A 9,438-nucleotide genomic window follows, 5' to 3' on the forward strand; every position below is an offset into this window, starting at 1 on the left:
GCAGCAGCGTCATCACGGTGGTGACCCATTCGATCAGTTTCGGAATATCGTGCAGCAGAAGTGAAGTGCGACTGCGCTGCTTGACCTCGCCGTCGCCGAGACCAGCGTGCGATCCCCGATCGCGGTGGTGAGCACCAGCTGCGCCGGCCACACCTTGCGGCTCTTGTCCGGGTGCGTTTCGGTCACCACCATCACGTGCTGGCTCGCGAACGGCCCCGGCATGATCTGCACGCAGTACGTGGTGCCCGGCGGAATGCTGTCGATCCCGGCCTGGATCGCCTCGGCCGTGGGCGTGGTGGGCGAGTCCGGCACGAACATCTCCCGCACCCGCTGACCGTTGCGCTCGGTGTAGTAGCGGTTCTGTAGCGCGAGAATGACATCCGGCCCCGAATGGGTCGATCCGGGACCGTTCCCGCGCACGTGCGTGCCCACCGCTTCGTTGGGGCACAGGTCCGGCGCGCCGCTCGCGGCCGGTTGCATCGAGGTGACGGTGACGGGCGCGGCCTCCGGGGTGGCCACCGTGCGATCGGGTTCGGGCCCGGTCGCCTTGGCGAACTGCACCGCGACGGCGGCGGTCAGCGCCAGCACCGCCAGCACCCCCAGCAGCGGAACCATCCACTGCTGCCGCGACGACGGCCCGCGCCCCGACGTCAGGGACGATCGCCGATACGGATCCCCGAGCCGCGTGCGCGGCGGTGGGGGATCGTCGTAGTAGTCGTCATCCTCGTCGTAGTCGTCCGCGTAGTCGTCGTAGTCCTGCGCCGCCCGGGGGCTCGCGGCCGCCGGTGCGGGTTCGGGCGCGATCCAATCGGCCCAATCGCCGGTGTACTCGTCATCGTCGTCGGCGCGCGCGGTCCGCCGGTCCCGGGGCGGTGGCGCAGCGCCGGAATCCGGGGTGCTCATCGGGTGACCTGCGGTTCGGGTGCGGAGAACAGGGGATAGCCGGTGGTCGGCGCGCCGGAACCGGTGGTGGTCGGTGCGGGGCCGGTGCTCGGGGCGTCCCCGCCGAGCGGGAATTGGCCGCCGCCGGGCGCGGTCGTGGTGACGGTGGTGCTGGGGGAGAAGTTCAGGCCGAGCGCGGGCTTGTCGCTACCGCCGGAGGGCACGCTCCCGGCCGGGGCGGTCTTGGACAGATCCACGGCGGTGGCGGCGAACCAGTGCCCGACGTAGGCGGCCGGGCTCTCGCCGAACCCCGAACCCTCGGCATTGGCGTAATCGTGTTTGCGCGCGGTGTTCCAGTACTTCACCCACGTGGTGACATCGAGCAGGTCCTTGTTGTCGGTGACGTTCTGCACCAGCGCGGTGAACGCCTGCCCGGTCAGTTTGCTGATGGTGGTGGGCGGCACCAGATTCGTGACCGCGCCGAGCACCTTGGTGCCCAGCACCATCAGCCCGGCCAGCGGATTGGCGAGCCCCGCGGTGGCGATCTCGGCGATATTGGTCGCGGTCAGCACCGTGCGGACAACGGAGACAACGGAATTGAAGGCGATGGTGCCGATCTTCACCAGCGCCTGGATGGCGCCGGGGATGTCCACCGAGGTATTGCGCGGATCCGAGGCCTCGGCTACCCGCTGGGAGATCGACTTCTGCGGGGTGATCGACAGATCGGTGAGCGAGGTGCCGGAGATATCGTTGTTCACCACCTCGGTGAAGGTCTTGATCGAGGTGAAGGCCACCGCCTCGGCGACCGAGCGCAGCGAATTGATGGGATCCCCGCCCGAGAGTTCCACCTGCGAGGCGATATTGGCCACCACCCGGACCAGCGGCGCGGCATTGGGCGCGTCGCAGGCCAGATCGCCGGTGCTGCAGAAATTGGCGACCCGCCCCGCGAGCGTGCCGAATCCGGCCTGCGGGGCGCCCGCGGAACCGATGCCCGAGCCGACCGCGGGTTCGCTGGACTGCGGCGGGGACGAGAGCGCCTTCACCTCGGTGCCATCGGTGCCGGGCGCGGCATCGGGCACGGTCTGCCCGGGTTTGCCGGGGAACAGCGCCGCACCGGCATTGCGCGTCGGATCGCCGAACAGCGCCACCGCGGCGATCTTGTCGGCGGAGACGACCCCCTTGCCCGCGCCCACCTCCTGGGCGAACAGCGACGCCACGTGCGCGCCTTGGGAATACCCGGCCAGCGCGATCCGGGTATTCGAGCACCGCTCGACCACCTGCTTCGCCATGGACTTCAGGCGATCCAGGCCACCGGTGATCGATTGCATGTACGGCGTGACCCCGGTGCCGGTCAGCACCGCCCCGCCGAAGGACGCCTCGTAGGGCACGTACGCGCGATCCACCAGACCGTGTTCGCCCGCACCGGACATCATCGGCCGGAAGACCGCGGACAGCATGCCGGTATCGGTGGTGACCGCGGCATCCGGCGAGGACTCACCCGTGCCCTGGATGCCGAGCGCGTACAGCGCCGGGCAGGTATCGATGGGGATCTGGGTCTCGGGGGTATCGGCGGCCGCCGCGCCGACGGACGCCGCCGTGAGCGCGCAGACCGCGGCGACGACCAGCGCGGAGCGCCGAATGCCGGTCAGGGACAGCGATTGTCGATTCACCAAGCACCTCGTTCGGGTCAAGTACTCGCGTTCTGCGCGACGGGTTGCGCGCGGGCGGTGATCCTCGCCCCCGCCGCTCGGGCGGTGGTGAGAATCAGTTCGGCCAGCAGCCGAACCGATTGCGGCGGTGTGCGAGTGGGATCGCCGTCATCCAGCGGGGTATTGCCGGAGCCGGGTTCCCAGGCCGCGAGTTCATGGGGTTCGAGCGCGCGCCACTGTTCCAGCCAGCCCAGCCGCCAGGATTTCGCGCCGAGATCGAAGGCGAGCGATTCCACCTCGCGGCGGCGTTCCTCGGCCGGAACAGGCAGCGGCCGTGCGGAATCGGCGACGGTGATGACACCGACGATCTCGCTCCCGGCCGGCGTGGCCTGCGCCCGATGGGCGATCAGCGCTCGATGCAGGGTGGCGAGCCCGCGCATATGGGTGCGCGCCACCAGCACCACCAGGGGCGAATCCATATCCGCGCCGAGCCCGATGCGCGCGGGCCAGCGCTGCCCGGCATCCCCGGCCCAGCTCATGCTGGCCGCGAGGCTGCTCACCCCGGCGCCGCCGTGCATGCCGATGAGCCAGACCAGCGGCGGGCGGGGTGGTCGATTGGGAACGGCGCGGTGCCACATGGGAACCGGCGCCGCACCGCCCGTCATCGCAGCGCCCCGAGCAGCGCGAGATAGGCATCGCGCGTTTCCGCGGTCAGGCGATGCCAGGTGATCTTGCCGCCGGTGGCCAGGTGCAGATCGAAGGGAATCTTCACGACCTCGCGCACCCAGGAACCCAGGTGCGCGCGCACGTGATCGACCACGGTGGCCGCCGATCCGGGCACCTGTTCGGTCAGCACGATCACCGCATCGCCGACGACGAACTCGCTGAAATTGTCGTCCAGCCAGGTGAGCGCGGGCTGCAGGCGATTGATCGCATCCGGGCGCGCGGCCACGGTGATCACCAGCCCGACCCGGGGATCGGACAGCAGGGGAGCGGCCAGGCGACTGGTCACGGGCGCGCCGGCATCGAAAACAGCCAGCAATCCGGCGGTTTCGAGATGGCGAGCCACCGACACGAGGGTCTCGCGGCGCGGGAACGCCTCGGGACTGCGCGTCAGCACCCGCACACCGGTGGACGTGCGGCCCGCGCACGCCTCCACATTGGACGGGAATTCGGGATGATCGGTGCCGAGCCAACTCTGCACGGTGCTGACCGGCGCCGAGGTATCGCAGCCACGCAGCGCCAGATCGCCGCCGCCGAGTGTGGAATCCACCGCCACCGGCCAGACTTCGCCCTCGCCGTCCACGGCGGCGGCAGCGGCCAATCCGAGCGCGGTGGTCGAGGCGCCGGAGGAGCCGGACCCGCCCAGCACCAGCACCGAGGGCAGCACGGGGCGCACCAGCCGTCCCTGGCCACCGCGCAGTGGCACCGAATCGGTGGGCGAGCCGGCCGGACCCGGCTGCATGAGATTACTGACCGGGGGTTCGCTCAACTGGCGGATGAGATCGTGGACATCGGTCATGGGTCACTGTCCGCTCGCCACAATGGAACTGATGCGAACCTGACCATCCTGCTGCACGGTCGTGAAGATCTGCTGCCACGACGTCTGGGAGCCATCGGGGCGGCGCTCGTCCACGGTGACGCTCCAGCGATCGGCGACATTCATCCTGGCGATGCTCACGCAGTGCTGCGTGCCGGGGGGAACCGCGGCGATGGCGGCCCGCGTATCCTGCTCCGGCGCGGCCTTGGCGTCGGCGGTGAGCAGCGCGCGCACGGCCTGGGCGTCGCGCGCGACATACCAGGAATGTTCCAGTCGCAGAATCACGCCGGGACCGGTGGTGAGATCGCCCGCGCCCGAGCCGCTCACCTGTTCCGGCGAATCGACCTCCCGGCACCACGCCTGCGATCCCGGCCGATCCGCCACGGGCGTCACCGATTCGGTCGTCGGAGCGGGAGTGGATTCGGCCGCGGTGTCCTCGGGCGTGAACTGGAACCACAGGGCCGCCGCCAGCAGCACGAAGGCGACGGCGGCGGCGCCGCTCAGCGCAATCCGATCCCGAATCACCTTGCGCCTGCGCGTGATCGCCGCGCGTTCGCGAGCAGCGCTGACCAGCGGCGCCATCGGATCCTCGGCGGCCAGATACCGTTCGGTGGACGCGCGCGCCCGCGACTGTCCGTGTGCGTCCGGCGCGTGATCCGCGTCGAGCCATTGCGCCCAGCCGGCGGCGGGCTCCCCGGTGGAATTCGCGTCGGAATCCGCCCGTGGACCTTCGGGATTCGGCGGCAGAGCCGGCATCGGTGGTCTCGCCGCCGTGACATCTTTCTCTTCGATCACGGCGTCACCCTTTTCGTTCGTGTCAGACACCCGGGGCAGGCTGCTGGATGGAAGCCAGGAAGGCTTCCGGTGTCAGGACGGGCATCTGGGCTACGGCCGAGCGCAGCGAATCGACGGTGGCGACGGTTTGGTCGACTGCTTGATTCACTTGGTCGGCGACCTGATCCACCACGGTGTTCACCTGCTGGACCACCGGGGCGACGGCCTGGGCCACCGGTTCGGCGACGGCGGGCGGGACGTAATCGGGGATCACGGGCGCGGCGAGGACGGGAGCCGAAACGGGTTGAACGGCAGGCTCTACGGGGGCAGCGACTTCGACCAGGTTCGGATCGGGAGGAGCCGGCTGGGTGGCGTCGCCCCCGCTGAGCCAATTGCCCGCGAAGGCAGCCAATGTCGCGCCACCGATGACAACCGGCCCGCTGACGAGCCCTCCGAGCGAGCCTCCGATGACGCACCCTCCTGCGCCTCCGATGATCGCACCCGCGGGGGCTCCAATTCCGGCAGTTGGCAACCCGCCGATCACACCACCTGCAATGCCGCCTACGACAGCTCCTACGGCACAACCCGCTGGAACCAGAGCCAGGGGAGCCACCGCCGCAGCTCCGACACCGACGAGCGCTCCCACAGTGCTGGATGCGGCCATGCGATCGGAGTCTTCGCGGGAGAAGCCCATGCGGTCGTAGGCGGCGGCAATCTGCCATTCCGCCATGTCGAGATATGCCTGGGCCTTGTTTCGCGACTTCAAGTCGATGAAGTCCGGCAACTGCACGGTATTCCTGCCGACCCGCAATTGATGCGGGTCCGAAGGCATAACCGCGGCCTGATCATTCGGCGCGACGGTCTCTTCCTCCGGCGCCGACTCGCTCTGATTCTCCGGCTGCACGAGGGTATCGATATTCGGCCGGGTCTGCTGCTGCGGCCGGGGCCGATTCGGCGGCGCCACGGGCGGATCGGGAATCCAATCCGCCGGGCTGGGCGCGGTATTCACCGCGGGCGGCTCGGGTACGGTGCTCAACCCCGGTTGTCCTTCGCCGGGCACCGCGAGCCCCGGTTGTCCGGGAGCCGCCGCGGCGATTCCCTGGCTCGCTACCAGCAGCATCGGTAACACCGACCATGCGAGCGAGGTACGTGTAGCGCTCATCTCTACCCCATTCCCCATACGGTCAACAGTGGACTCCCCGGCCCGAATCCCCCTGACGGCCAGGCTGTGTGCCCGCGACCGACCACATCGCAGATGAGTCTCCGACCCGTGTCGTTGTGACCCATGCCGAAACCCCACCGTCGTGCGATGATCATGTTCCGGGCTCGATCCTACTCGTAACCACGCTTCCCACAACCGGATACGGGACAGTCGGAACCAATTCTTGCCACTTCTCGAGCCGACGGCCGTATGATCCCCGTCGACCCCCGCAAGAACCGTGCGCCCCAACATGTCTCGACAGGCCACCGGTTCTCGGAAGGAATTCGCATGTGCGCCAAGTCAGCACACTCTCGGCAATCGCCCGCCCGGCCGGCCGCTCCCCGCACCGGTCGCCTGACGATCCTGCCCATCCTGGCGGCACTCCTGCTCCTCGCCGCCTGCGGCGCCGACTCGTCCTCGACCACTCCCACCACGGAGCCCCCGGACCCGTCCCGCCCACCCGCGAACGTTCACTGGGAGTCCTACCAGGGCATCCAACTCCCCATCGGCGCCGACGGCCCGAAGAATGTGGGCACGGTGGCCACCGGCTACACCCATTCACCCCAGGGCGCGGCGCTGGCCGCCATCAATCACAATGTCCGCCTCTCCCTGGCTCCCGACACCACCTGGCCCCAGATAGCGTCCCAGTCTTTGATCCCCGGTCCGGCCAAGGACAATTGGGTACTGTCCCGCTCGCAAATCTCCATCACATCCGCCGCGAATCCCGCCCTCGCTCCCCGGATCACGGCCTACAAAATCAACAACTATTCGCCGGAGCGAACCGATCTGACCGTCTACTCCACTTACCCCGACGCCTCCATCACGTCGGCCGAGCAGACGGTGCTCTGGGTGTCGGAGGATTGGCGGTTGCTGCTGCCGGATCCGGTGGCGAAGATTCCGACTGTGCATTCGATTCCGGTGATTCCGGAGGGGGTTGTGACGCTTCCGGTTGTGGGGTGAGGGATTCGGGGGAGTTCTCGTAGTCGGCAGTTCGGTTTCAGCGCGCGTGGGGTGGTCGCTCGGATGACAACCCGTCGGCGGGTGCGTGCGGTGGGGGTTGGGTGCTCTGCCACAGAGGCTCGATAGCGGGGCCTGTTGGTTGCCCTGGAGGCTGCGGAGCTACCGAGGGGGAGATGCCTGGATCAGGGGTACCAGCGGAGAGGCCTGGGTAGCCTGTCCGCGGTTGGGCGCCCTACCGGGGGAGAGAAGCCTGGATAACGGAGTACCAGCGGGATGACGCGGGTGCCTCGGCGGCGGTTGGGAGCCCTACCGCCGGAATGAAGCCCGGACAACGGAGTACCGGCAGGGGCACGTCGGGAGACTCGATGGCGGTTGGGTGCCCTACCGGGATAGGGATGCCTGGACAACGGAGTACCGGCGGGGGCGGGTTGGGTGCCTCGATCACGATTGGGTGCCCTCCCGCAGGAAAGAAGGCAGGACAACGGAGTACCAGCGGGGGCACGTCGGGAGACTCGGCTGCGGTTGGGTGCCCTGCCGGGGAAAGGACGCCTGGATAACGGAGTACCAGCGGGGGGCGGGTTGGGTGCCTCGACGGCGGTTCCGGCCCTTCCGGGCCGATCAACAGGATCGAAGCCCTTGGATGCGTGGCCGAGTTTCCAACCCTGGGCAGGGCGCGGCAATCACCGCCATAGACATCATCCTCATTGTGTTGATGACGAGTCTTTGTCTGTAGGTCTCTAGAAGGTTCCCACGGCTGGCCAGCCCGGCTGGAAGGGCGAAGGCGCTCCCGGCTGGGGAGCCATAGGCCGGGTACGGCAGGCGAAGTGACCAGCACTGCCGCATCTGTTTTGCCTGCTCTCCTGAACCCCGCTGGAAGCCGCACGGGTGGGTTCGGGTGTGGGCTACGTCGGCCACGGGCGTGAAAACCGGTGCGTGTGGTTGCACCAGCGGTGTTGGTGAGATGGCCGGGCCGGGGGGAAGGTGGGCGGGAGCTCGTTCGGCGTCGAAGGCCATCAGGGCGCGAACGAAAGTGCGTGAGCAGCAGGACGGATATCAGGCCGGCGTGCGGTCGCTGGCAGAGTCGCCGTGTGGGAATGCCCGGTGCTGGTGGTGGAGTTCGGGTGGGTTCGACGCCAAGGGGTGGGTGGGGCGTGTCGGCGCACGAAAGCCTCTTCGGCATAGGAAAGCCGAAGAGGCAGAGTCGAAAGCGGAGGTGAGGCTCGAGACCAAGGGCCGGGTGGCTAACAGCGCCATCGCGCGGGGATACCCGGAAACTGGGGATGGTGGCGGAAGTTCACACGCGGCCTACGACTTCGGTCGATGTGTGGTGGTGGGATCCATCCGGTTTTGCCCGGGTTCTCCGAATCCTCGCCCATCACAACGGTTTGCCACCCGTTCGGGCCGGTGTTGATCTGGGCGTGGCAGGCATCGCACGCGAAAGTGAGGTTCTCGATGTCCGTTTCGCCGCCATCGGCCCATTCCTTGATGTGGTGTACAGCGGAGCGGCTCGCTGGCGCGTCGCATCCGGGGCGGGTGCATCCGCGTTCGGTGGCGGTGAGCGCGAGTCGTTGTGCGGGGTTGGCGAGGCGCTGGCCGCGGGACAGGTGCAGTGGGCGGCCGTTGCGGTCGAGCACCGCCAGGTACGGGGTCGAATTCTTGGCGACCTGGAGGGCTTGGGTGATCGACATCGTGCCGCCGGTGGCGGTGGTCGCTACGCCCGCGCGCTTTTCCAGGTCGTCGATGCTCATGGTGATGATGGTCGAGACCGGCAGTCCGCGATGCGATCCGAGTTTCGTGGGTCCCATGTCCGGGCGCATGAACACCATCAATGCGTCGTGGTTGCGCTGCTCGGCGTTGCGGCGGTCCCGTTTGGCGGCGGCGCGCAGTTTCGCACGGGCCGCGGCGCGGGCACGCTCTGCCGGGGTCAACGAAGCGTCATCGGCCCTGGCATCATCGCCGGTGTCGTCGCCGTCGTCGAGTTCGGTGTCGAGTCCGAGTTCGGCGGTGGTCCATGGGCTTTCGGGGTCGTCGGGGTTGCACATGCCGGGGCGTCCGAATTTCTCGAACATCGGGATCATGACCGCACCCAGCTGTGGGGTGAGGTATCCCGAGATCGGGTACATGCCGTCGATGCCCTGGTGCCCGATCTTGATGCTCCGGACCCGTTGCCGGTCCCGGTCCTCGGTCAAACGCCCATCGGGATCGACGTGGGCCAGAATGTGAACGCCGAGCTTTGTCACACCCTTCGGGTCGCCTTCGCGGGCGAATGAGGTGAGGTGTTGTTCGGCGTGGTCTTTGACTTCCGGACCTGCGGCGTCGGGGATCCGCTCGAGCGCGTCCTTGATCGCTTTCACATGATCGGCGGAGATCTCCCCGGCCCGTTGCGCTTTAGCTACGAGCGGCAATTTCGGCGGCCGGGTGCTCGAACCCAC

General features: G+C 68.4%; 7 protein-coding genes and 1 pseudogene. 1 reads left to right on the forward strand and 7 read right to left on the reverse strand.

What is annotated here, in order from left to right:
* The 6 genes and pseudogenes from ACWDOP_RS38740 to ACWDOP_RS38765 form a co-directional block, all read right to left on the reverse strand.
* Positions 1-94, reverse strand: a pseudogene (locus tag ACWDOP_RS38740) (fumarylacetoacetate hydrolase family protein); the annotation flags it as partial.
* An 805-nt stretch (positions 95-899) separates the two neighbouring features.
* On the reverse strand, positions 900-2,552 hold the full coding sequence (locus ACWDOP_RS38745) for a cutinase family protein (protein ID WP_456349053.1): 1,653 nt from the start codon (positions 2,550-2,552) through the stop codon (positions 900-902).
* Positions 2,553-2,569: 17 nt separating this feature from the next.
* Positions 2,570-3,196: a hypothetical protein gene (locus ACWDOP_RS38750; RefSeq protein WP_454201988.1), complete on the reverse strand. Its 627-nt coding sequence runs from the start codon at positions 3,194-3,196 to the stop codon at positions 2,570-2,572.
* Positions 3,193-4,053, reverse strand: a complete 861-nt coding sequence (locus tag ACWDOP_RS38755) for a MinD/ParA family ATP-binding protein (RefSeq protein WP_456349054.1) — start codon at positions 4,051-4,053, stop codon at positions 3,193-3,195. The genes ACWDOP_RS38750 and ACWDOP_RS38755 overlap by 4 nt, the downstream gene beginning before the upstream one ends.
* A gap of 3 nt (positions 4,054-4,056) precedes the next feature.
* Entirely contained in the window at positions 4,057-4,866 is an 810-nt protein-coding gene (locus ACWDOP_RS38760; RefSeq protein WP_456349055.1) for a hypothetical protein, read from the reverse strand.
* Between the two features lie 22 nt (positions 4,867-4,888).
* The gene (locus ACWDOP_RS38765; protein WP_456349056.1) at positions 4,889-5,965 is read right to left on the reverse strand and encodes a hypothetical protein; all 1,077 of its coding nucleotides are present in this window, start codon (positions 5,963-5,965) and stop codon (positions 4,889-4,891) included.
* Positions 5,966-6,256: 291 nt separating this feature from the next.
* Here ACWDOP_RS38765 and ACWDOP_RS38770 point away from each other — a divergent pair, with 291 nt between their 5' ends.
* Positions 6,257-7,006 (forward strand): hypothetical protein, encoded by a 750-nt coding sequence (locus ACWDOP_RS38770; RefSeq protein WP_456349057.1) that lies wholly within the window; start codon positions 6,257-6,259, stop codon positions 7,004-7,006.
* A gap of 1,241 nt (positions 7,007-8,247) precedes the next feature.
* On the opposite strand, the gene ACWDOP_RS38775 is transcribed toward ACWDOP_RS38770, so the two are convergent.
* The coding region (locus ACWDOP_RS38775) for a DUF222 domain-containing protein (protein WP_456349058.1) at positions 8,248-9,438 on the reverse strand (1,191 nt) is incomplete at its 5' end.

The organism is Nocardia sp. NPDC003693, from assembly GCF_053981095.1.